We start from the raw sequence: 21,668 nt of genomic DNA, 5'->3' as shown, positions 1-21,668 counted from the left end.
GCACAGCAGTTGTCCTACTTGTCGTGAATGATCACGCCACGGATGTTCTTGCCGTCACGCAGATCCTGGTAGCCCTGGTTGACGTCTTCAAGGCTGTAGGTATTGGTGATCAGTTCGTCGAGCTTGAGCTGACCGGCATCGTAGAGACGGAGCAGACGCACGATGTCGTACTGCGGATTCATGGATCCGAACAGCGTGCCCTTGATCGTCTTCTGATTCAGCGTCAGATCGGTTCCCGACACGTGAACAGTCAACTTGGCCGGATCGGCGAGACCGGTGATCACCACGGTGCCGCCCTTGCCGATCACTGCTGTCGCTGCACTGACCACGTCCTCGTCGACGGTGCCGACAAGGATGAGCGCAGCGTCGGCGCCCTGTCCCCAGGTCAGCTCGTTGACCTTGGCAGCAGCGCTCTCGGCATCCGCAAAGGCATGCGTGGCACCGAACTTCAGCGCGGTCTCACGCTTGAGAGCAACCGGGTCGACCACCACGACGTACTTGCAGCCGGCCGAAACGGCGCCCTGAACGGCGTTGATGCCGAGGCCACCGATGCCGTAGATCACCGCAGTGTCACCGGCGCGGAGGTTACCGGCGTTGACGGCCGTTCCCCAACCCGACGGCACGCCGCAGCCGACCACCACTGCTGTCTCCAACGGAAGCCAGTCGTCGATCTTGACTACCGAGTGCTGGGAGATGGTCGCTCGCTCGGAGAACGTTCCGAGCATGCACATTCCGCCGAAATCCATTCCGTTGCCGTGGAAACGGAAGGACCCGTCCGTCATGGAACCTTCGAGGATGGTGGCACCCATGTCGCACAGGTTCTGGCGACCGGTCGAGCAATAGCGACAGGTGCCACAGTTGGGAATGAAGCTGCAGACGACGTGGTCGCCCGGCTTGACCTTCGTGACGCCGGGTCCGACCTCTTCGATGATGCCCGAGCCTTCATGTCCGCCGACGATCGGGTACCGCGGCGGGAGATCACCGTCGGTCAGGTGCAGATCCGAATGGCACAATCCGGCAGCGGTGTACTTGATGAGTACCTCACCCACGCCCGGTCCGTCGAGGTCGAGTTCCATGATCTCGAAAGGCTTTCCGGGCTCGAGCAGTACAGCAGCTTTAGTCTTCACTGGTGATCTCCTTGATTGTCGGACGAGAGAATGAGCGATGGGGTCGATCAGAGGGCGATGTTGACGGCCTTGGTCTGGGTGTAGAGATCGATGGCGGAAGCGCCGAGCTCGCGGCCCCAACCCGACTGCTTGTATCCACCGAAGGGCATTGCGGTGTCGAATCCGTTGTACTGATTGATCCACACCGAGCCGGCCTTCAGACGCTTTGCCGTGCGGTGAGCCTTGGAAATGTCCCGGGTCCAGATGCCGGCGGCAAGGCCGTAGATGGAATCGTTTGCGGCAGTGATCGGTCCGTCGTCCGCGTTGAACGGCAGCGCCGCCACGACGGGTCCGAAGATCTCCTCCTGAACGATGGAGAATTCGGGCTTGACGTCGACGAAGACGGTGGGCTCGACGAAGTAGCCCTGATCGCCCCAGCGGTTACCGCCGGTGAGTGCGCGTGCGCCGTCGGCGATTCCCTCACGCAGGTAGCCGGTCACCTTGTCGAACTGCTCCTGCGAGACCAGCGGTCCGAGCTGGGTGGTGGGATCGAGGCCGGGTCCGATCTTGACCTGGCTCGCTGCGTGCGCGACGGCCTCGGTGAACTTCTCGAAGATGGTGTCCTCGACGTACAGGCGTGTGCCCGCAACGCAGCACTGTCCGTGGTTGAACAGCCAGGCGTTGAGCGAACCCTCCACTGCGGAATCGAAATCCGCGTCGGCGAACACGATATTGGGGCTCTTGCCACCGAGTTCGAGCGTGACCTTCTTCAGATTGCCCTTGGCGGCGTCCACGATCTTCTTGCCCACCTCGGTGGAACCGGTGAACGCGACCTTGTCCACGTCGTCGTGGCCGGACAGTGCAGCACCAGCATCACCGAAGCCGGGAACGATGTTGACGACGCCCGGCGGGAAGCCGGCTTCTTCGAAGACCTCTGCGAGAAGGAGCGCGGTGAGCGGGGTCTGCTCGGCGGGCTTGAGGATCACCGTGTTGCCGGCAGCGAGAGCGGGGGCGAGTTTCCACGACGACATCAGCAGCGGGAAGTTCCACGGCACGATCAGTCCGCAGACGCCGATTGCCTCACGGAGTGTGTAGGCGTGGAACTCGCCTCCCGGAGAGAAGGGCATCGACACGTTGACGGTGCTGCCTTCGATCTTGGTGGCCCAGCCAGCGTAGTAGCGGAAAACGTCTGCGGCCCATGCAACGTCGACGGCAGTGGCGATGGCAACGGACTTGCCGTTGTCGAGAGCTTCGAGCTGGCCGAATTCTTCGGCGCGGGCGGTGAGAATGTCGCCGACACGCCAGATCATCCGCTCGCGCTCGTTTGCCTTCATACGTGACCAGGGGCCGTCTTCGAAGGCTGTGCGAGCGGCGCGCACCGCGCGGTCGATGTCTTCGGCTTGCCCGTGCGCCACGTCTGCGAGCTTCTGTCCGTCAGCCGGGTTGTACGTCGCGAAGGTCTGCCCCGAAGCGGCGTCGACGAATTCGCCGCCGATGTAGAGCTTCTTCGATCCGTTCAGGAAACCCTGTACCGCGGAACTGATGGTGTGTTCGGCTACTGCCGTCATCGGAAACTCCCCTGAAGTAGTGAGGTGCGAATGTGATGCACGCCATACTTCCGCGCTTCCAGGGGTGCTAACTGTCCGAACTTTGTACAACTGGAATCGGACAGAAAATTACACAGTGATATCGAGAGCCCGCATGCGTGTGTAGAGAGTGCTTCGGCTGATTCCGAGCTGTGCCGACGCGTGAACCTTGTTGCCGCCGCAGTCTTTCAACGCTCCGATGATCGCCTGACGCTCGGCCTTCTCCCGCCCGGCCAACCGCGACACCTTGGTGGTGGTGCGATAGTCCTCGGGCAGATCTGCGACGTCGATGCGATTGCTCGAGCGATCGCCCGAGGCGCGATGGAGTACGACGCGCAATTCGGCCAGATTGCCCGGCCAGCTGGCCGCCGCGAGCGCTTCGGCGGCGCTGGCGGTCAACCTCAGTTCGGGCGAGATCCCCTCCAACATCGCCTGCGCCAACTCGGCGATCTCGGCTTGTCTCTCGCGCAGTGGGCTGATGGCAATTCTGGAGGCACAACGCGAGATGAGCGACGCGATTGCCGGCGGTAGATCCGCGACCGCGCCGCTGGTCAGTACGATCCTCGGCCCCTCGGCGCTGGCATCGATCAGGTCTGCGACCAGCGGCAACACCGAGTCCGGAAGGAGTTGGACCTGTTCGATCACCACGACGCCCGAACGCTTACGAGCGGCTCGCACGAGATCGGTGACCCATTGCTCACGGCCGTCGAATGCGATTCGCGTGGCGTCGAGCCAACTCGCATCAACACTGCCGACGACGTCTGATGCTGCCGAGCTTCGGCCGGAACCCGCTTCACCCGAGATTGCCACGGCGGTAGAACCCGCCCGCGCTCGCAACAGGTCTCGACGCAGACGCTCGCCCGGAGACGGTGCACGCTCGTGAGTTCGGCGGATCGGTGCCCGTTCCCGCTGGAGCGGTTCGACCAGGAAGAGCGCACCGCCGTCGGCGCCGGAAATCCGGTCGGCTTGAACTCGCGCCAGCGCACCGGACGCCAATTCTACTGTCACCAATCGTGATTGGTCCGGGTTGAGGTCGGCAATCAAGGAACGCAGCGATACGTGGTCGGCGGTGTCGAGCAGATCCAAGGCGGTTCGGTTGCTCAGCAGGATGTCGTCACCGATGGCCGCGACGGCGATGTGGCGTTGATGTGACACTCGCTGAAACGCGTCGACCAACCGCTGCTCCGACGCTTTGGAGCCTTCGAGCAGCCGTTTCTCGATGTCTGCTGCCGCACGCGCAAGGAAGGGCGCGAACAGTGGGTTAGCCTGCGAGACAACGCCGGTCATGTCGAGAATGCCTTCGACGCGACGTGTGACGGGATGCAGGATCGGCTGGCCGTAGCAACTCAATCCCTTGAGGCTGTCGAGAAAATGCTCGTCACCGTGGATCACGACACTTCGTCCGACCTCGAGCGGCGTGCCGAGCGCATTGGTGCCGGCGTGCTCTTCACCGAAGCGTGAACCGTTGACAACACCCAACCGCTCGATCGTCCGCTCGACGCGGCTGTCGGAGTACACCGAGGCCACCACTCGGCAATCCCGATCGGCCAGCAGCACACAGAACCCGGTGCCCGCGATCTGTTGCGACACCTCGTCGAGCACGGGTGCGGCGGCCCGGAGTAGACGCGACTCGCCGTCCTGCTCCTCGGTGTCCACGGCGATTGCCGACGACGGATCGAGGCCACTGAGTCGAGAGCGCTTCCAGGAGAGCGCGATCTCGGGGCGTACCGGCTCACGCTCCCCTGGGTTCGCGGACATACTCTCAGGCCTGACCGATCAATTCGATCGCCTGTTCTCGCATTGCGATCTTGCGAACCTTGCCCGTGACTGTCATCGGGAACTCGTCCACGACATGGACGTAACGCGGAATCTTGTAGTGCGCGAGTTTGCCGGTGCAGAAGGCACGGACCGAATCGGCGTCCAGATCGTCTGCACCTTCGCGCATCTGGACCCACACCATCAATTCCTCGCCGTACTTAGCATCGGGCACACCGATGACCTGCGCGTCGAGAATGTCGGGGTGGGTGTAGAGGAACTCCTCGATCTCACGCGGATAGACGTTCTCACCACCGCGAATGACCATGTCCTTGATGCGTCCGGTGATGGCGACGTACCCCGCCTCGTCCATGACTCCGATGTCTCCGGTGTGCATCCACCTGGCAGCGTCGATCGCCTCGGCAGTCTTCTCCGGGTTCTCCCAGTAGCCGAGCATGACCGAGTAACCACGCGTGCACAGCTCACCAGGTTCGCCGCGCGGCACCGTCAATCCTGTTGCCGGATCGACGATCTTGATCTCGAGGTGCGGCCCCACCCGCCCGACCGTTTCGGTGCGTTGCGCGATCGAATCGTCAGAGCGAGTCTGCAGCGACACCGGCGACGTCTCCGTCATGCCGTAGCAGATGGACACCTCTGCCATGCCCATCCGATCGATGACCTGCTTCATCACCTCTACCGGGCAGGGCGAACCAGCCATGATGCCGGTACGAAGGCTCGACAGATCGAAGCTCTCGAAGTCCGGCAAAGCCAACTCTGCGATGAACATCGTCGGAACGCCGTAGAGAGATGTGCACTTTTCGGCCTGGACGGCTTCGAGCGAAGCGTGCGGATCGAATGCCGGGCCCGGAATGACCATGGCAGCACCGTGACTGGTGCACGCAAGGTTGCCCATCACCATGCCGAAGCAGTGGTAGAACGGTACCGGGATGCACACCCGATCGATCTCGCTGTAGTGGCACAACTCGCCGACGAAGTAGCCGTTGTTGAGAATGTTGTGGTGGCTGAGCGTCGCACCCTTCGGGAAACCGGTAGTGCCCGAGGTGTATTGGATGTTGATCGCATCGTCCGCCGACAGCGCAGCCTGGGCAGCTGCGAGCGGAGCCGGATCGCTGGCCTGCGCCGCCAACCCGTCTGCAAGCACGGCGTCCCACTCGGGTGAGCCGAGCAGGAGCACCGACGTCAGATCCGGGCACTGCGGCCGCACTGTCTCGATCATCGACGCGTAGTCCGAGGTCTTGAAGCTGGCCGCCGACACCAGGGTCGAGATTCCGGCCTGCTCGAGCACGTACTGCAACTCGTGCGAGCGGTATGCCGGGTTGATGTTGACCAGGATCGCCCCGATCTTTGCCGTCGCGTACTGCGTGAACGTCCACTCCGGACAGTTGGGAGCCCAGATCCCCACCCGATCACCCTTCCCCACACCACGGGAAAGGAGTCCGGCAGCGAGCCCGTTCACCTGTTCGGCGAACTCTCGGTACGTCCATCGTCGACCGCTGGCATGGTCGATCAACGCATCACGGTCACCGTGCGCGGCAACCGTGCGATCCAGGTTGTCTCCGATGGTGTCGCCCAGCATCGGACCGTCCCATACTCCGGACGTATAGCTGGGCAGCGGCGTACTCATGTGTTCTGTCCTCTCCGGTTACCTGTTCAGGCACCTATGAGAGGGGCCGCATCGGCGGACCCTCTCATCTACGAATTTACTCGATTCGGTGTGATGCACGACATACTTCCCGGTGCAGGGTGTCCGTAACTGTTCGAAGTCCGGACACCCCACCCGACTAATGTGCGCCTTTATCAACCGCCGGCGGTTAATAAAGGCGCACAGTGTTTACAGGGCGTGATCCTTGGTCTCGACGAGCGCCCAGGTGCAGACCAGACTCACCACACCGAGGATTGCCAGCATGATTCCGATGGCCATGCTCCCGTAGGCCGAGGCCAGCGGTGCGGCGATCAGCGGCGGCACTGCGCCGCCGAGCACTCCGGCGAGGTTGTAGCCGAGGCCGGCACCGGTGTAGCGGTAGCGGGTCTGGAACATTTCCGGAAGCAGCGCACCGCAGGGGCCGTACGCGATTCCGAAGATCATCAGCGTGCCGAACATTCCGAGGATGAACGCGATCGGTGTTCCGGTGTCCAGGAGCGGGAACAGAACGAGCGCCCACACCACAGCCAGACCACAAGAGATCATGATGACCTTGCGACGCCCGATGCGGTCCGAGTACAAGGCGGAAACGATGATCGCCGCACCGAAGACGAAGGCCGACGCGATACCGACCGACAGAACGAACGGACGAGAGAAGCCGAGGGTCTTGGTTCCGTAGCTCGTGAGGAAAGCCGTGCCCATGTAGAAGAACGCGAACAGGCAAGCGAGGGCGCCGGCCGAGAGCAGGATTTCCTTGGTCTGGAATCGCCAGGCATCCAGGAACGGGAGGGTGCGAGGTGCTTCGTTCTTCTGCTCGGCCACGCGCTCTGCCTGCTCCGCCTTGAAGACCGGGGTCTCCTCGATAGCGAGTCGCATGTAGAGGCCGATGCCGACCAACACGATGGAGAACAGGAACGGGATACGCCAGCCGTAGTCGAGGAAGGCCTGATTGGTATCGCCGAGAACAGCGCCGGTGATGAGGAAGGTACTGCTCGAGAGAACGAAAGCGATTGCGGGGCCGAGCTGCGGGAACATCGCATACAGACCACGTTTGCCCGGTGGGGCGTATTCCGCGGTGAGCAGGGTTGCGCCCGCCCATTCGCCACCGACCGCGAAGCCTTGGCCGAATCGCAAGAGCACCAGGATGATCGGAGCCGCAACACCGATGGTTGCCGCACCGGGCAGCAAGCCGATCAGGAGCGTCGAGATACCCATGAGCAGGAGCGTCGAGATCAGAGTCTTCTTGCGACCGATGCGATCACCGAAGTGTCCGAACAGCATTGCGCCGACGGGCCGCGCGATGAATGCGACTGCGAAGGTCGCAAACGATGCGACGGTTCCCGCAGTGGCACCGAGCGCGGGGAAGAATACCGTCGGAAAGACAAGTGCCGCAGCGGTTCCGTAGATGAAGAAGTCGTAGAACTCGATGGTCGTGCCGATGCAGCTCGCGATCGCGACGCGCCGCACACTGGTGGTGTTCTGCGGGGGTTGCGTCGCACCTGCGGCACTCGCACCCCCGGCGCCGGCGGCACTGGTGCCGCCCGTGGGAGAGACTGTGGTCACTCGATTCCTCCGTGGTCCCGTGGTGTCGCCCTGTGGGCATCACCGTCGATAAGAGGAAAGGTAGTGATGTGGCTCACCCCCGCACTACCCCCGAAAGGGGGTGAAGTGATCTGAGTCACGACTTGTATGCAATGGTAACGAGTTTCACGGCCGCTGACATGCCACAGGCCGTCCGATTCGTTCTCACGAATCGGACGGCCCATTGTGAACGGCGTCAGGGTAGAACGCTACGGATCAAGCCTTACCGGCAGCCCCGAACAGCTCCTGACGGATCTCCCCCCACACCGTGGCATAGGAGTCGATGATCGGTTCCGAAATCCACTTGGACTCCCCCGCTTGAACTTTCGCGAGAGCGTCCGAGAAGAGATCCTGGTAACGAGACAACCGCGGAACGAAAGCCGACAGATCGTCGAACAGGTTTGCCGCCCGGCGATCCAGCTCTGCAAGGGAATCCGCGTCTGCGCCGTCGACGAGTGCGACGAACTCGGCGTCCAAGGGAAGGAACGCCTCGTACACCTCACCGATGGAGTCCTCGTCGATCGAGACCCGCTCAGCGTCCAATTGATCTTCGAGTTCTGACAAGCCCTTCTCGGTCAGGCTGATGGCGTCGTCCGATTCGACCGCTTTGCCCTGCTCGACAAGTGCGTCGTACGCAGCTTGACCGGACGCTGCGCTGACGCCCAAGTGCTCGGCCAGGACCACCGCTCCGACCCGCTCCTTGAGACGTACTGCTTGAAGCAGCGCCAATTCGTCCACGTTGCCAGCGAAGGCCATCGATTTCTCCTACTCACGTGCCGCCTCTGCGGCTCCAGCATGTCAGCGGACACCCCTGGGTCTCCGCAGCCCGACAAAGGGCTCGACAGAATCAGATCACACGCTGATCGATCGTTGTGAAGTCACTGCGACAAGCCGCCTATCAGGCAACGGAATCGACCTGATCGGGGATCACGCTGCCGTCCGCACGAGTCACGGCGCCTTTGGCCCCGGCCGCGTCGGTGTAGGCCTCGGTCGAGCAGTGATAGGGAGCATCCGCCTGTGCTTTCGGTTCGATGAACATGGGGTTGACCAGCCATTTCCCGTCACTGTTGTCGTAGGCGTTGCACATCAGTTCGGGATTGTTCCGGTTGATCACCAGACGCGCACCGGTCGCATCTCCGAGAAAAGTCACGTCGGTGACGGAATCACCGGCAGCAAACACCTGACGCCGATCGGCAGGCAACTGCTCGAACGCCGTAGGCCCTTGGACCCCGTAGACAACCTCGTTGACCTGGCACCGCTTGCCGTCGATGTACGGAATGACCGAGTCGTCACCGTCCGCAACGCCACCACATCCACGCAGGCGCCCGGACAGAACCCCGCCCTCGACGATGGGACGCACGCCCATCACGTGATCGGCGTCCAATCCCAGCTGTTCCGCCCAGACTCGAACAACTGGTTCAGCCGAGGCGGAGATGATCCGCACGTCGAACCCATGAGCGCCGAGAGACTTCACCAAATCTTCGATCTGCGCGTAGTAGCGCACCGAGCCGTCGACCTCCGTGGTACCGACGGTCTGATCGGATCCTTCTGCAGCAGCGAGATTCTCGGCTCGCGCTGCGCGCGCGTACTCGGTGACCTCATCCTCGGTGTGCCCCGCCATCAACTGCACGGCCCACGCATACGCGGCCTTGGTCCGGCGGTGATCGTAGCCGTCGAATGCGGCCTGACCGTCGCGCGTCTTCTCCTCGAGCACCGCAACGATCTCGTCCGCGCAGTCGACGTCGGTGCTGGTTGCCAGGGGTTGACCCGGGGCGGTCTCCGAGCCACACGCGGCGGAAAGGGCGGCAGCGCCTGCTGGAGTCATGAAGCGACTGGTGGTTACCCAGTCGCCCCCGGCGGGCTGTAACACCTTGTTGTTCTTGATCATCCAGAATGCAGTGGCGCTTCCGATGTCGTTCTTGACAACTGTGTTGTCCCAGTCGAAGAGCGCCAACGGAGCACCGTCATCGACATCACCCGCAGCTCCACACGTTCCGAACTCCGTCATCATGGCATCCAACCTCACACGGTTGTCGCCGTACCACGCCAGACTGGGATCCAACGCCGCGCAGGATGAACCACTCTGCGCTGCATCCTCTTTCGTAGCGCTCTCGGCCGAACTACATGCAGTTGCACTCAACAGGACACTACCTACGGCCAACGCGCACAGGGCGCGGGCATGCAGCGAACGGAACATCGATTCCCTCATTTTCGTCGTGATTCGGGTACGACGGCATACCCGAGTGTCGATCGACCCGGGTATGCCGTGCAGCTGTCAACTAATCGAGCGTCAGCACTTCTCCCGACGCAACGGCGTCGGCGCGAGAGGTGTCCTTGAGGTCGACGCCGGAGCGGCCCAATTGGCGCGCTCCCGCCACCAGCCCAAGGACAACACGAGCAGCCTGCTCGTATCCGAGACCCTCGGGTGGGTGGACATTGGAAATGCAGTTTCGATCCGCGTCGGTGCGACCGACGCGAGGGAGGTGAGTCAGATAGATACCGACGCTGTCCGCAACGGAGAGCCCTGGACGTTCGCCGATCAGGACGATCGCCGTCTGCACTCCCATCGCTGCGGCGATGTGATCGCCCAGCGCCACACGGGCGTTGGTAGCAATCACGGGCGGCGCGATGGAGTACCGCTCCCCCAACAGCGTGACCAACGCGGACAGGAGTTGCTCGCCGTGGTCCATCAGTGCTCGCGGGGAGAGTCCGTCGGCGAGGATGAACCCGATTTCCTTGTCGGAACTCGAGATCGCGCTCAGGTCCGCGGGCCGGCGCCCTAGGTCGGGCCTCCGGAGATACTCGCTGCGGGTGGAGACGCTGCTCGCGACCACCACCGGAGCCCCGATACCCACCCCTTCGACCCGACTGGCGAGAGTCTCGGAATCGAGAGGCTCGTGGACCGCGTCGCGAGCTGCGGCGTGCGCCGCCTTGAATTCGAGAACCCGCTTGGTGGGCAACGAATCACCGGCGCGGCCCAACCCGATGCGCGATTGTGTGGTCTTGCGCAGTGGACCCCAGAAATCGAGGATCGGTGCCTGATCTTCTGTCATGAGTTCACCGTCAGAGCCCGCAGCGGCGACATCTCGGCATCGATCGGAAGAACCCGACCGTTTGCGTCGGTCATCCCCAAATTGTGGAGCCAGGTCTCGAACTCCGGGGCAGGCTGCAAGCCGAGAACCTTACGCACGTACAGCGCGTCGTGGAACGCCAGACTTTGATAGCCGAGCATCACGTCGTCGGCGCCGGGCACCGCGATCACGAACGCCGCGCCGGCGACGCCCAGCAAGGTGAGCAGGTTGTCCATGTCGTCTTGATCAGCTTCGGCGTGGTTGGTGTAGCAGACGTCCACTCCCATCGGCAGCCCGAGGAGTTTCCCGCAGAAGTGATCTTCCAAGCCCGCGCGAATGATCTGCTTGCCGTCGTAGAGATACTCGGGACCGATGAAGCCGACCACGGTGTTGACCAGCAACGGTTCGAGATCACGTGCAACCGCGTATGCCCGGGTTTCGAGCGTCTGCTGATCGACCGGGGCTCCTCCGGTGCCGTAGTGGGCACCTGAACTGAGGGCGGATCCCTGCCCCGTCTCGAGGTACATGACGTTGTTGCCGACCGTTCCGCGGTTCAAGGAGCGCCCGGCCTCGTTGCCCTCACGCAGGAGCGGAATATTCACTCCGAAACCGGAATTGGCGCCTTCGGTACCGGCAATCGATTGGAAGACCAGATCGACCGGCACCCCCGATTCGATCAGTCCGATCGTGGTGGTCACGTGCGAGAGCACGCACGACTGAGTCGGGATCTCGAATCTCTGACGGATGTCGTCGAGCAGGTGGAGCAGATCCGAGGTGGCCTGGGGTGAGTCCGTCGCGGGGTTGATACCGATGACGGCGTCGCCACATCCCATCAGGAGACCGTCCAGCGTTGCCGCCGCAATGCCGCGTGGATCGTCCGTCGGGTGATTCGGCTGGAGTCGAGTGCTCAGCCGTCCAGGTAGCCCGATGGTCGTGCGGAACCCCGCGGTGACCGTGATGGCCTTCGCGACGGCGATCAGGTCCTGATTGCGCATGATCTTGCTGACCGCGGCAACCATTTCCGGGGTGAGCCCGGGACTCACGGCGGACAAGCGTGCGGAAGCTTCCGGCGCCGACGCAGTCTCGAGCAGCCAGTCCCGCAGTCCGCCAACCGTCAGGTGGGCCACCGGCGCAAACGCGAGGCGATCGTGGCTGTCGATGATGAGGCGAGTTACCTCGTCGTCCTCGTACGGAACCAACAGATCTTCGAGGAATACGGTCAGCGGAAGGTCAGCCAGAACCCATTGAGCAGCAGCACGTTCGGCGTCGGAGCTTGCCGCGCATCCGGCGAGCTCGTCGCCCGAGCGCAGCGGTGTCGCTTTTGCCATCAGATCGACGAGACCGTCGAACGAGTAGTTGGTTCCGGATACCTGCTGGTGATACTTGGCCATCCCGCGACTCATCCCAATTCTTCTTCCGCCTGTGCAAGTACAGCAAACTCCTCGTCCGGCGAGTTGGCAACAAGGTGGTGGCGACTGTAGAGACCGAAGTACGCCATCAGAACTCCGAAGGCGACCAAGGTCAACAGTGCTGCAACGGGATCGACCAGGAAGGTGGCCACCACCGATACTGCCGCGATCACGAGCGCAAACGAGGTGGTGGCGATACCACCGGGCGTGCGGTACGGGCGCGGCATGTTCGGCTCGCGCTTACGAAGAACGATGTGACTCACCATCATCAGGACGTAGCTCACTGCCGCGCCGAAGACCGCCATGTTGAGCAACATGGCACCTTCACCGGTGAGTGAGAGCGCGAAGCCGATGATTCCGGGAACGACGAGAGCGAGAGTGGGTGCCTTGCGCTTGTTGGTCACCGACAGGTTTTTCGGCAGGTAACCGGCGCGGGAGAGCGCAAACGTCTGACGGGAGTACGCGTACATGATCGAGAAGAAGCTCGCGACCAGACCGGCGAGGCCGATGTAATTGACGGCCTTCGCCGCTCCGCTGTCCCCCAGCGCCTCGACGAGCGGATTTCCGGAGGTGGACAGGGCGTCGGCGCCGAGCGCACCGGTGGCGAGGAAGAGAACCGTTGCGCCTGTGACGATCAGGATCAACATGCTGATGATGATGCCGCGGGGTACGTTCTTCTCCGGCTCACGCGCTTCCTCGGCGGCCAGTGGCACACCCTCGACAGCAAGGAAGAACCAGATCGCGAAGGGCACGGCGGCCCAGATTCCGAGCAGACCGAACGGCAGGAACGACGAAGATCCGACCGCGCTGGTGTCGACGGCGATATCGGTGAGGTTGGACGAATCGAAAAGGCCGACAGCCGAAACCGCGAACACGACCAGGCCGACGAGTGCAATGGCGGTGATGATGAACATCGCCTTGAGTGCCTCACCGGCGCCGGTGAGGTGAATGCCGATGAAGATCGCGTACACCGCGAGGTACACCCACCACCCGTCGGTGATCCCGAACAGGTTCAGGGATTCGACGTATGCACCGATGAAGGTCGCGATCGCCGCGGGCGCGATCGAGTACTCGATAAGAATTGCTGTGCCGGTGGCAAATCCGCCCCAGGGCCCCATGGCCCGTCTGGCGAAGGTGTATCCGCCACCCGCGGCCGGAAGCGCCGACGACATCTCGGCCATACCGAGCACCATCGCCAGGTACATACCCGCGATGACAACCGCCGCGATGAGAAGGCCACCGAAACCACCTTCGGCCAGACCGTTGTTCCAGCCGGCGTAGTCGCCGGAAATCACATAGCTGACGCCCAACCCCGCAAGCAGCACCCACCCTGCTGTTCCCTTTCGGAGTGTTCGTTTCTCCAGATACGAATTGTCTTCCGCATGGAAGTCTGCGCCGTCGTGGTGTGCACCCGCGGCACCGGCGTTTTTGCCGGTTGCGTGGTCGGAAAGAGACATGTCCATCCTCTGAATCGGTCAAGAATGAGACGACGCACGGTGGATGCGTCGCGTGAAATGAACGGTATGTGGGCGATGTGCGGAGAAGGTCGCCTGGAGATGACCGTGCTGTTAACTGGCTGTCATGTGCGCGGCCCCGAGTCTGTTCAGATCTTCTTCAGGCGGCCGTTCTCAGGATCGGGCGGCCGTGCCCGGCACCGGGCAGGCATCGACGGCCTCGGCGACCACCTGGGGAACCGTCGGAGGCAAAGGTCGCACGCCCGCTTCCCAGTCAGCGCCTACGAGAATGCTCGACGCGCCGAGTGCTTCGTTTTCGTCCGGTGTGAATGCCCTTGCTCGACTGAGGAATCTGAATCCCTCAGGAGACTCCAGGCTGAATCCACTACCGCGGCCGGGCACGACGTCCAGCACCAACTGGGTGTGCTTCCAGGCTTCGAACTGTGATCCGGAAATCCAGACCTGGACTGCGTCGGTTCCGGTGGGAAGGTCTTCGGGAATCTCCCCGACAGCAAGTCGGAGATCGACGATTCCGAGTAGTACGTCGCGGTCCCCGACGATGAATTCGCCTGAGGGATAACACATCGGGGCCGAGCCGTCGCAGCATCCGCCGGATTGATGCATCATCAGTTCGCCGTGAGTCCCGCTGAGGCGGCGCAGGAGGTCAGCCGCCCCAGCGGTGGTCACCAACCGGGGTGGAACGGCGCCGGTATCGGGTGTGTCCGTGGCGCTCATTCCAACCTCCGTGTGTTTGTGCAGGTTTCGCGTGTTGCAGTCGTGCTCACCGGCACCCGCAGCGAGGGGCTCACGGGTGCCGGTGGGTCGATCAGAAGAAGCCCTGAGCCTTCTGGGCGTAGCTGACCAGGAGGTTCTTGGTCTGCTGGTAGTGCGAGAGCATCATCAGGTGGTTCTCGCGGCCGATGCCGGACTGCTTGTATCCACCGAAAGCGGCGTGTGCCGGGTACTGGTGGTACGTGTTGGTCCAGACGCGACCGGCCTGGATGTCGCGGCCCGCGCGGTACGCAACTCCGCCGTCGCGGGACCAGACACCGGCACCCAAACCGTAGAGGGTGTCGTTGGCGATTTCGATGGCCTCGTCGTAGTCCTTGAACGAGGTGACCGAGACGACGGGTCCGAAGATCTCTTCCTGGAAGATGCGCATCTTGTTGTTGCCGGTGAACACCGTCGGCTGGACGTAGTATCCGCCGGACAGGTCTCCGCCGAGTTCGGCCCGCTCGCCGCCCGTGATGACCTTGGCGCCTTCGGCCTTGCCGATCTCGATGTACGAGAGGATCTTCTCGAGCTGGTCGTTGCTGGCCTGCGCACCGATCATGGTGTCGGTGTCGAGCGGATCCCCTTGGCGCACAGCCTTGGTGCGGATGGCCGCCATCGCGAGGAACTCGTCGAAGATGTCTTCCTGGATCAGCGAACGTGACGGGCAGGTGCAGACCTCGCCCTGATTGAGGGCGAACATCGTGAAGCCCTCGAGTGCCTTGTCCTGGTAGTCGTCGTTGGAGGCGAGCACGTCGGAGAAGAAGATGTTGGGGCTCTTGCCACCGAGCTCGAGGGTGACGGGGATGAGGTTCTGCGACGCGTACTGCATGATCAGGCGACCTGTGGTGGTTTCACCGGTGAACGCGATCTTCTTGATACGCGGGCTCGACGCCAGCGGCTTGCCGGCCTCGACGCCGAAGCCGTTGACGATGTTGAGAACACCGGCAGGCAGCAGGTCACCGATGATGCCGATGAGGTGCAGGATCGACACGGGTGTCTGCTCGGCAGGCTTGAGCACGATGGCATTGCCGGCAGCGAGGGCGGGAGCAAGCTTCCACACGGCCATGAGGATCGGGAAGTTCCACGGAATGATCTGGCCGACTACGCCGAGCGGCTCGTGGAAGTGGTACGCCACGGTGTCGGAGTTGATTTCCGAAAGCGAACCTTCCTGTGCGCGAATGGCTCCCGCGAAGTAACGGAAGTGATCGATGGCGAGAGGAATGTCGGCGTTGAGGGTCTCGCGGATCGGCTTGCCGTTGTCCCACGACTCGGCGAGTGCGATCGATTCGAGGTTCTCCTCCATGCGATCAGCGATCTTGTTCAAGATGATCGCGCGCTCGGCGACCGAGGTCTTGCCCCAGGCCGGAGCTGCTGCGTGCGCTGCGTCGAGAGCGAGTTCGATGTCTTCTGCGGTGGAACGCGCCACGTCACAGAAATTCTGTCCGGTCACCGGTGTGGGGTTCTCGAAGTACTGACCCTTGACCGGAGCAACCCATTCGTTGCCAATCCAGTTGTCGTATCGAGACTGGAAGGACATGATCGCGTCGGCGGTACCTGGGCGGGCGTACACGGTCATTGCAAGCTCCTATGTAAACGTGATCTTCCTGGGCGCACCCACCAAATCGGTGACTGCAATCCCACCCCCCGGTGGGGTGTGATTCACAACACTAGGAGTTGCAACGTTGCAAGTACGTTGCGTGCGAGAAACGCAGATGATTCTCAGATGCCCAATTGGCGGTCGAGGAGATCAATTCTTGCCTGGACCTGTGAATACAGCGGAGATTGAGGATCCAATGTGGACAGGTAGGCCTCCCACACGACGGAGTCTTCGCGCCCGTGTACGGACGTGGTCCACCGGGCCAGAAGGTTGGCGTCACCTCCACGCAGCAGTGCCGCCTGAACCCTGGTGCGTAGCTCTTCCCGCACCTCTTCGATGCCGGGAGAGGCCGAGCCTGCCAGCACCGGGCCCGAATACAGTTTCATCGCCGTCGCCGCGTCTCCGCGATCCAACGCCGCCCGCACGTCGCCGACGTCTGTCGTGAACTCCGTGATGATCCGATAAGGACGCGAAGCCAAACGGTCGGCACCGAAAACCTTACGAAGACGCGACATTTCCGCACGAATGGTCACTGCGTCGAGTTCACCCTCGTCGAGCAGGACCGCAAGGTGGTCGGAGCTGAGACCCTCCGGATGTTCGGAGAGCAGAAGGAGAATCTCGGCGTGACGCTGCGAAATCGGGATGCGGTCACCGCCGCGAACCAGCGTCGGCCGGCCTGCTCCGAATGTTTCGAGGCGCGGAGTCGTGGCGCTGAGCGGGATGGGCGAGTTCAAGAGGTGGAATCGCAATTCCGATTCGGCGGCCGCAACAGTTGCACGGATCAGTGACAGCACTTCGGGAACCGCGACCCTGGGACCACCGGTGATGTCGATGGCACCGAGGATTTGCCCAGTGGTGGGATCGTGGACGGGTGCGGCCGAACAACTCCAGTCGTGCACGGTTCGGTTGAAATGCTCGGATCCGAATATCTGTACGGAGTGATCGAGAGCAAGAGCCGTTCCGGGCGCATTGGTGCCGACACGATCTTCGCTCCAGTCGGCGCCTTCGACGAAGTTCATGGACAACGCCTTGTCCTTGGCCGAATTGTCACCCTCCACCCAGAGCAATCGACCATGTGCGTCGCTGATCGCGATCAGCAATCCGGTCTCGGCAGCATCCTCCACCAGGAGTTTCCGAATCACCGGACGAATCAGTGACATGGGATGCGCGGAGCGATATTTTTCGAGCTCCAACCCTTCGAGCATCTCAGGGTTGCCGACAACATCAGGATTTACTCCCTTGTTGCGGCTCCGCATCCAGGACTCGAGCACGACCGAACGGACATGGGAGTCGTCGGTCAGCCCTTGGCCGGGCACGCCGCGGGCATCGATGAACGACTGATGGGCAGACGAAAGTCGCCGCGCAAGTAACGCGACGTCATCGCCTGGCCTGACCGCCACCCACGGGTTGCCAGGCACAGCCTGTTCACCTGCCATATTTTGCGTTCCTCCGCTCCGTGGACCACTGTAACGCCGATCACAGCCCGTAGGCGAGAACGACCATTCGGTATGACTGCCGACCCAGCCCGCTGCCCCTCGCGGTCACTCGTCACCGAGCAGGATGGCGCCTGCCCGCTCCGCGACCATCACCGCGGTCGCGTGTGGGCCGCGGGTCGGAATCGTCGGCAGGATTGACGTGTCAACAATACTGAGTCCTGCCGCGCCGATCACACGGCACCGATCATCGACGACTGCGAACGGGTCCGATTCGGCGCCCATTACGCAGCTACCGGACATGTGCAAGGACGTGCCGAGGCGAGATTCGATCCACTCGTCGGTGTACTCCACGACGGGGCGGTCGATCAACCCGGTCTCGGCGATCGACTCGAGAAGGTCCTCGGCGATCTGCATTCCTTCCCGAATGGCTGCTCGATCGTGCGTCGACGCGACGTAGTTGTATCGAATACGCGGCGCCCCAGCGGGATCCCCCGATGCCAGTTCGATACTTCCCCGGCTGCGCGGCGCCATGAGGACCACTCCGACGCCGTGATCCATGCGAGGCACACCGGGAACCAAATCCGTGAAAGATGCGGTGTACGGACGGATTTCAAGCTCGGCGAGATTGAGAGTAGTCTCCAGCACCGGTGTCTGCGAGCGAATCGCGCGAGGGGTCGAAAAATGGTAGGGCAGCAGCACTTCCGGATGGTCGACGAAGTTCTGTCCGACGCCAGGTCGGTCGAGAATGACGGAAACTCCTTGCTCTGCAAGTTGTTCCGCCGGACCAACGCCGGAATTCAAGAGAATGTGCGGCGTCGCCACAGCACCCGAACACACGATCACGCGGTCGGCACGAATGCGTCGGACGTTGCCGTCGTCGAGAACGTCGACGCCGATCGCACGGGTTCCCGAGAATACGATGCGAATGACGTTCACTCCGGATTCCACCCGCAAATTCGGGCGGTGCAACGCCGGCATCAGATACCCGATCGCAGTACTGATCCGACGATGATCCGCCACGTTCAGTGGCACTCGGCCGACGCCGAACGAGTCCGGCGCATTCTTGTCGACGTCGTCGGGAAAGCCCGCTGCGAGCGCTGCCGCCTGGAATTCGCCGCTCAGTGGATGCAGTTGGTCCCACGCTCGACGCTCGACCGGGATCGGACCGGCCGTCCCGTGGAACTCGCCCTCGAAATCACGATCCGTCTCAGACTTCTTGAAGTACGGCAAGACGTCGTCGTATCCCCATGAGCTCGGCCAATTCTCGAAATCAGCACGGGTCGCGCGGGTGAAGTACGCACCGTTGACGGCGCCGGACCCACCGAGTGTCCGCCCGCGCGCAATCGTGGACGCCCGACGCGGTGTCAGTTCGACCGGATACGTCCACGTGTATTCGCTCGCAGGTCCGACCGGCAATCGGTACGGATCACCCAGGACGTCCGGAAGTTCGAGCGCCGAACGATATCCACTTCCCGATTCGAGGAGCATCACCGTGGCGGATGGATCTTCACTGAGCCTGGCTGCGACGACGCAGCCACACGTGCCACCACCGACAACCAGGAAATCTGCGTAGTCGGCTTCTGTCACTTGGTGATTCGAGGTTTCAGTGCCGCCCAGTCACGGGCGTCGAACGCGCCCCGCCAGAGTCCGGCTCCATACGCGATGTCGTCTGCTCGTTTGAACAAGACGTACCGAACCGGACCCAACCCGCCCGGCTCACGGTGGCGATACCAGTCCACCACACCTTCGGTGACGGCCGCAGCGACCGCCAGTCGCCGAATTCGACGGGAGGCGATCACCGCCAGGAGCGTCACGGGCCAGTAGTGACGGCACATCGCCGAGGCGAGTTGCCAGAATCCTCCGACAAACCCTTGCGCAGTGAGGATCGCTGCGATCCGGGTGGGCTGACTCAGGCCGTTGAACATCTTTCGCAGGCGATACACGGTGAAGAGCAGTGCGCCCAACGCACCCGCAAGACCGGAACGGGTCAGTGTTGCGGCGGCGATGCACGCGAAGAGCGTCGAGAACGACATCGCCATCGGCGGAACCGAACCCTCGTGTCTTGCAGCCAACGGCGCCGCACCCGTGCCGTAGAACGCTCTCCTGGCGAACCACTTGTCGAACTGAACTCGATGATCGTGGGCGACATGCGCTACCGGTTCGTACCGCAGTCGCCAACCCGCAGCCTGCAGTCGCCAGCAGAAATCGACGTCCTCGGCTACTTCGAGACTCTCGTCGAAACCGTTGCATTCGAGCGCCACGTCGCGCCGGACGATCACGGCCGCGCTGGGGACATAGGCGACCGGACTGCCCGACTTCACCGCAGCTTCCTTGCGTCCGAGGTCGAGTGACGATCGCATGTTCTCGTACCGCGCCAGCGCCGTCCCGTACGGATCGAGGGCGACGATGCGGGGTGCAACAAGGGCAACCCCTGGATCGCTGAAGTGGCCCAACATCAACTCGAGCCAACCGGCACGCGGTATGACGTCGGAGTCGAGGAAAGCTACGAAACGTGTTTGGGCCGAACGCAATCCCGAGTTTCTCGCTGCCGATGGTCCGCGGGCGCTCTCGTGCCGCACCACCGTGATGGTGCCGGTGCCCGGGCAGGCGCGACGAGGCTCCACCGGCACTTCCGAACCGTCGTCGACGACGATGACGGTCAGATCCTTGAGGACGGGCAGCAACCGCTCGACGCCGGCCTGGTTGTCCTTGACCGGAATCACGACGGTGACATCCGCAGCGGACGGCGTCGACATCGGACGAGGATTCGCAACGCCTGAATCGAGAAGGTGTCGAGCAACCGCAGCGCTCTGCTGATCGACCACCTCGAGGAAGCCGTCGCCGATCATCGCCGCAGCCGTCGGAGCCAGCTTGAGCATCCGTGTCGGAGAGCCGCCGATGAGCACCCGGCCGCCCGAGTACGTGCGCACCTTGGGGTCCAACCGAATGCCGAAGCCGTCGGGGAGTCTTGCTGGTCGCATCAGATGATCGTAAGGGACGTAGCCCGTCGTGCTGCAACTCGTCGCAGCCTCGAAAGCCGTCGCAGGTGGACCGTCCGCCCCCACTCGGTCGTGGTCGTCACCGAAGCCTCCCATCTGGACCAGGCTCCCACCGGGCCAGTCCATCCGTCACGCGTCCTACCAACTCACCGAAGATGTATGCGCCGTCTTCGGCGGTAGCCCCGACTGGATTGCCGAGAACGCCGTTTTGCGACACAGCGACCATACCGCCCGAACGCATTCCTGGCATCAGGTCCGCGATAGGAGACAAATTTCCTGTCTCAGCAAGGCTCATGTGCACCAAATCGGGCGAAAGGTGCAGCAATAGGCTCGTTTCAGTGTGTCCCGCGTGCGCATCGGCACCCGCAACAGCGCACGGCACCCACGCGGCGTCACGTCCCTCGTATCGAAGAAGTGCCACAGCCTTGGCCAGCGCGGGACCGTTTCCGCCGTGGCCGTTGACGAACAACACCCGCTTCGTCCACCTGAACGCCGACCTTCCGTACTCCACGACGAGGGTTTCCATGGCCTCGGCACCGATCGAAATCGTGCCGGCAAACCCTTCGTGTTCGCCGCTCGCCCCGTATTCGACGGCCGGGGCAACGACGACGTCGGGCAGAGCCTGTGCGACTGCTCTCGCGATCCGCGTGTCGGTATCGAGAGGCAGGTGCGGTCCGTGTTGTTCGAAAGAACCGACCGGGACCACGACGGTGAGCGCAGTGCCCTCGAGCGCAGGACTCGGGATGGCAGCAAGGTCACGCAGAAAACTCATCCCCCGATCGTATTGTGCACAGCTCCTCAAGCACTCGGCTCCACCCGAATCGATTGGATTGTGGTGGTGGCATTAACTGTTGCGACGGCAGTTCCGGTTTCGGTCAGAAGTTCTCCTGCGAGAAAAGCGAGGGATGCACCACGTCTCACGACACGGCCACGCCCGATGTATGCGCCGGGGAGGGCACGCTCGGGGAATTGACATGCAACGACGCTGTCGGCGCGAACTAATCGGGTTCGAGAGTGGCTACCGATGCGGGACCATGAGTGAATCCCACTTCGAACGTGGAGGACTCAGGATCTATCGCGCGAAGTGTCCAACCGAGTATGTCGCTGCCGGAGAGGGCGGGAATGCCCATCGACCACATCCCAGAATGGCCCCTTGCGTTTCATCGCTCATGTACAGCCTGACCCCGGCTCTACCACCCCGAAACACAGCATGCGTGTGCTCCGGGGCATGACTCGT

The 21,668-nt window shown here is 62.7% G+C and carries 16 protein-coding genes; all 16 read right to left on the bottom strand.

Features of this window, described 5'->3' with window-relative positions:
• Window positions 1-14: 14 nt before the first annotated feature.
• Window positions 15-1,127: an NDMA-dependent alcohol dehydrogenase gene (locus tag G8767_RS19740; protein WP_019744235.1), complete on the bottom strand. Its 1,113-nt coding sequence runs from the start codon at window positions 1,125-1,127 to the stop codon at window positions 15-17.
• Window positions 1,128-1,174: 47 nt separating this feature from the next.
• Window positions 1,175-2,674 carry an aldehyde dehydrogenase family protein gene (locus G8767_RS19735; protein ID WP_095970285.1) on the bottom strand — a complete coding sequence of 500 codons (1,500 nt, stop codon included), beginning with the start codon at window positions 2,672-2,674 and terminating at the stop codon, window positions 1,175-1,177.
• A 108-nt stretch (window positions 2,675-2,782) separates the two neighbouring features.
• Window positions 2,783-4,450 carry a helix-turn-helix domain-containing protein gene (locus G8767_RS19730; protein WP_166811288.1) on the bottom strand — a complete coding sequence of 556 codons (1,668 nt, stop codon included), beginning with the start codon at window positions 4,448-4,450 and terminating at the stop codon, window positions 2,783-2,785.
• A 4-nt stretch (window positions 4,451-4,454) separates the two neighbouring features.
• Window positions 4,455-6,092 carry an AMP-binding protein gene (locus G8767_RS19725; RefSeq protein ID WP_166811286.1) on the bottom strand — a complete coding sequence of 546 codons (1,638 nt, stop codon included), beginning with the start codon at window positions 6,090-6,092 and terminating at the stop codon, window positions 4,455-4,457.
• A gap of 207 nt (window positions 6,093-6,299) precedes the next feature.
• A complete protein-coding gene (locus tag G8767_RS19720; protein ID WP_095970468.1) occupies window positions 6,300-7,577 on the bottom strand; it encodes an MFS transporter in 1,278 nt (425 codons plus the stop codon).
• Between the two features lie 330 nt (window positions 7,578-7,907).
• A complete protein-coding gene (locus tag G8767_RS19715; protein WP_166811284.1) occupies window positions 7,908-8,447 on the bottom strand; it encodes a hypothetical protein in 540 nt (179 codons plus the stop codon).
• A 142-nt stretch (window positions 8,448-8,589) separates the two neighbouring features.
• A complete protein-coding gene (locus G8767_RS19710; protein WP_166811282.1) occupies window positions 8,590-9,888 on the bottom strand; it encodes a haloacid dehalogenase-like hydrolase in 1,299 nt (432 codons plus the stop codon).
• Between the two features lie 82 nt (window positions 9,889-9,970).
• The gene (gene eutC / locus G8767_RS19705) at window positions 9,971-10,744 is read right to left on the bottom strand and encodes an ethanolamine ammonia-lyase subunit EutC (protein ID WP_021343527.1); all 774 of its coding nucleotides are present in this window, start codon (window positions 10,742-10,744) and stop codon (window positions 9,971-9,973) included.
• The gene (locus G8767_RS19700; protein WP_019744243.1) at window positions 10,741-12,165 is read right to left on the bottom strand and encodes an ethanolamine ammonia-lyase subunit EutB; all 1,425 of its coding nucleotides are present in this window, start codon (window positions 12,163-12,165) and stop codon (window positions 10,741-10,743) included. Before G8767_RS19700 ends, eutC begins: the two co-directional genes overlap by 4 nt.
• Window positions 12,162-13,634 carry an ethanolamine permease gene (eat, locus tag G8767_RS19695; RefSeq protein WP_003941913.1) on the bottom strand — a complete coding sequence of 491 codons (1,473 nt, stop codon included), beginning with the start codon at window positions 13,632-13,634 and terminating at the stop codon, window positions 12,162-12,164. The genes G8767_RS19700 and eat overlap by 4 nt, the downstream gene beginning before the upstream one ends.
• Before the next feature lie 165 nt (window positions 13,635-13,799).
• On the bottom strand, window positions 13,800-14,360 hold the full coding sequence (locus G8767_RS19690) for a DUF779 domain-containing protein (RefSeq protein ID WP_021343525.1): 561 nt from the start codon (window positions 14,358-14,360) through the stop codon (window positions 13,800-13,802).
• Between the two features lie 91 nt (window positions 14,361-14,451).
• Window positions 14,452-15,975, bottom strand: a complete 1,524-nt coding sequence (gene adh, locus G8767_RS19685) for an aldehyde dehydrogenase (RefSeq protein WP_007730158.1) — start codon at window positions 15,973-15,975, stop codon at window positions 14,452-14,454.
• Window positions 15,976-16,118: 143 nt separating this feature from the next.
• Window positions 16,119-17,432 (bottom strand): helix-turn-helix domain-containing protein, encoded by a 1,314-nt coding sequence (locus G8767_RS19680; RefSeq protein WP_166811280.1) that lies wholly within the window; start codon window positions 17,430-17,432, stop codon window positions 16,119-16,121.
• Window positions 17,433-17,537: 105 nt separating this feature from the next.
• Complete coding sequence (gene mftG / locus G8767_RS19675; protein WP_166811278.1) at window positions 17,538-19,019, bottom strand: mycofactocin system GMC family oxidoreductase MftG; 1,482 nt, start codon at window positions 19,017-19,019, stop codon at window positions 17,538-17,540.
• On the bottom strand, window positions 19,016-20,413 hold the full coding sequence (mftF, locus tag G8767_RS19670) for a mycofactocin biosynthesis glycosyltransferase MftF (RefSeq protein ID WP_166811277.1): 1,398 nt from the start codon (window positions 20,411-20,413) through the stop codon (window positions 19,016-19,018). The genes mftG and mftF overlap by 4 nt, the downstream gene beginning before the upstream one ends.
• A gap of 97 nt (window positions 20,414-20,510) precedes the next feature.
• Window positions 20,511-21,203 (bottom strand): mycofactocin biosynthesis peptidyl-dipeptidase MftE, encoded by a 693-nt coding sequence (mftE, locus tag G8767_RS19665; RefSeq protein WP_166811274.1) that lies wholly within the window; start codon window positions 21,201-21,203, stop codon window positions 20,511-20,513.
• Between the last annotated feature and the right edge of the window lie 465 nt (window positions 21,204-21,668).

It is taken from the genome of Rhodococcus sp. IC4_135, from assembly GCF_011602025.1.
Taxonomy (GTDB): domain Bacteria; phylum Actinomycetota; class Actinomycetes; order Mycobacteriales; family Mycobacteriaceae; genus Rhodococcus_F; species Rhodococcus_F baikonurensis.
Note: the sequence above shows the minus strand (reverse complement) of the source record. Positions and strands in the feature narration are given on the sequence as shown.

What these genes read in the sequence shown, in the direction of transcription:
- mftE (WP_166811274.1), bottom strand. Translation starts at nt 21,203, where the DNA reads ATGAGTTTTCTGCGTGACCTTGCTGCCATCCCGAGTCCTGCGCTCGAG.
- adh (WP_007730158.1), bottom strand. Translation starts at nt 15,975, where the DNA reads ATGACCGTGTACGCCCGCCCAGGTACCGCCGACGCGATCATGTCCTTC.
- G8767_RS19735 (WP_095970285.1), bottom strand. Translation starts at nt 2,674, where the DNA reads ATGACGGCAGTAGCCGAACACACCATCAGTTCCGCGGTACAGGGTTTC.
- G8767_RS19690 (WP_021343525.1), bottom strand. Translation starts at nt 14,360, where the DNA reads ATGAGCGCCACGGACACACCCGATACCGGCGCCGTTCCACCCCGGTTG.
- eat (WP_003941913.1), bottom strand. Translation starts at nt 13,634, where the DNA reads ATGGACATGTCTCTTTCCGACCACGCAACCGGCAAAAACGCCGGTGCC.
- G8767_RS19730 (WP_166811288.1), bottom strand. Translation starts at nt 4,450, where the DNA reads ATGTCCGCGAACCCAGGGGAGCGTGAGCCGGTACGCCCCGAGATCGCG.
- G8767_RS19680 (WP_166811280.1), bottom strand. Translation starts at nt 17,432, where the DNA reads ATGGCAGGTGAACAGGCTGTGCCTGGCAACCCGTGGGTGGCGGTCAGG.
- G8767_RS19710 (WP_166811282.1), bottom strand. Translation starts at nt 9,888, where the DNA reads ATGTTCCGTTCGCTGCATGCCCGCGCCCTGTGCGCGTTGGCCGTAGGT.
- G8767_RS19725 (WP_166811286.1), bottom strand. Translation starts at nt 6,092, where the DNA reads ATGAGTACGCCGCTGCCCAGCTATACGTCCGGAGTATGGGACGGTCCG.
- G8767_RS19700 (WP_019744243.1), bottom strand. Translation starts at nt 12,165, where the DNA reads ATGAGTCGCGGGATGGCCAAGTATCACCAGCAGGTATCCGGAACCAAC.
- eutC (WP_021343527.1), bottom strand. Translation starts at nt 10,744, where the DNA reads ATGACAGAAGATCAGGCACCGATCCTCGATTTCTGGGGTCCACTGCGC.
- mftF (WP_166811277.1), bottom strand. Translation starts at nt 20,413, where the DNA reads ATGCGACCAGCAAGACTCCCCGACGGCTTCGGCATTCGGTTGGACCCC.
- G8767_RS19715 (WP_166811284.1), bottom strand. Translation starts at nt 8,447, where the DNA reads ATGGCCTTCGCTGGCAACGTGGACGAATTGGCGCTGCTTCAAGCAGTA.